The sequence below is a fragment of the Bacillus cereus group sp. BfR-BA-01381 genome (assembly GCF_022663555.1).
Taxonomy (GTDB): domain Bacteria; phylum Bacillota; class Bacilli; order Bacillales; family Bacillaceae_G; genus Bacillus_A; species Bacillus_A pacificus.
In genome coordinates this window covers 1-734 of record NZ_JAKUFR010000205.1, presented here as the reverse complement: position 1 = coordinate 734, position 734 = coordinate 1, and the positions used below count along the sequence as shown (strand labels likewise).

The following is a 734-nucleotide window of genomic DNA, read 5'->3' as shown; positions in this document are numbered from 1 at the left end:
TACATATAGATAACTTATTAAAAGGAGGATACATAATATGAAAGAGCAAGTATTACAAGTAACAAAAGGTGACTTCGTAGGATCAGCAAGTGGAGCAGTAGTATTAACAGCATTAATCGTATTTCTATCAAGCGTATTAGTATAATAGAAGTTTTGTAACAAAAGAAAAAGAGAGGAGAATGCAAAATGAAAGAGCAAGTATTACAAGTAACAAAAGGTGATTTCGTAGGATCAGCAAGTGGAGCAGTAGTATTAACAGCGTTAATCGTATTTCTATCAAGCGTGTTAGTATAATAAAAGTTTTGTAACAAAAAACAAATGAAGGGAGAATGAAAGAAATGAAAGAGCAAGTATTACAAGTAACAAAAGGTGACTTCGTAGGATCAGCAAGTGGAGCAGTAGTATTAACAGCATTAATCGTATTTCTATCAAGCGTATTAGTATAATAGAAGTTTTGTAACAAAAGAAAAAGAGAGGAGAATGCAAAATGAAAGAGCAAGTATTACAAGTAACAAAAGGTGATTTCGTAGGATCAGCAAGTGGAGCAGTAGTATTAACAGCGTTAATCGTATTTCTATCAAGCGTGTTAGTATAATAAAAGTTTTGTAACAAAAAACAAATGAAGGGAGAATGAAAGAAATGAAAGAGCAAGTATTACAAGTAACAAAAGGTGACTTCGTAGGATCAGCAAGTGGAGCAGTAGTATTAACAGCATTAATCGTATTTCTATCAAG

5 protein-coding genes are annotated in these 734 nt (G+C 32.4%); all 5 read left to right on the top strand.

The genetic code is table 11. The annotated features are described in order from the left end of the window. The first annotated feature begins 37 nt into the window (after positions 1-37). Positions 38-145: a DUF3948 family protein gene (locus MR079_RS28300; RefSeq protein WP_000664237.1), complete on the top strand. Its 108-nt coding sequence runs from the start codon at positions 38-40 to the stop codon at positions 143-145. A 41-nt stretch (positions 146-186) separates the two neighbouring features. Continuing rightward, positions 187-294 (top strand): DUF3948 family protein, encoded by a 108-nt coding sequence (locus tag MR079_RS28295; RefSeq protein ID WP_000664237.1) that lies wholly within the window; start codon positions 187-189, stop codon positions 292-294. A gap of 44 nt (positions 295-338) precedes the next feature. Beyond that, entirely contained in the window at positions 339-446 is a 108-nt protein-coding gene (locus tag MR079_RS28290; RefSeq protein WP_000664237.1) for a DUF3948 family protein, read from the top strand. Between the two features lie 41 nt (positions 447-487). Continuing rightward, positions 488-595 carry a DUF3948 family protein gene (locus tag MR079_RS28285; RefSeq protein WP_000664237.1) on the top strand — a complete coding sequence of 36 codons (108 nt, stop codon included), beginning with the start codon at positions 488-490 and terminating at the stop codon, positions 593-595. A 35-nt stretch (positions 596-630) separates the two neighbouring features. Continuing rightward, positions 631-734 (top strand): DUF3948 family protein (locus tag MR079_RS28280; protein ID WP_242270109.1); only part of this gene is annotated, 104 nt, incomplete at its 3' end.

Excerpts from the sequence above, each read along its gene's own strand:
- MR079_RS28295 (WP_000664237.1), top strand. The coding sequence starts at position 187 with ATGAAAGAGCAAGTATTACAAGTAACAAAAGGTGATTTCGTAGGATCA.
- MR079_RS28290 (WP_000664237.1), top strand. The coding sequence starts at position 339 with ATGAAAGAGCAAGTATTACAAGTAACAAAAGGTGACTTCGTAGGATCA.
- MR079_RS28285 (WP_000664237.1), top strand. The coding sequence starts at position 488 with ATGAAAGAGCAAGTATTACAAGTAACAAAAGGTGATTTCGTAGGATCA.
- MR079_RS28300 (WP_000664237.1), top strand. The coding sequence starts at position 38 with ATGAAAGAGCAAGTATTACAAGTAACAAAAGGTGACTTCGTAGGATCA.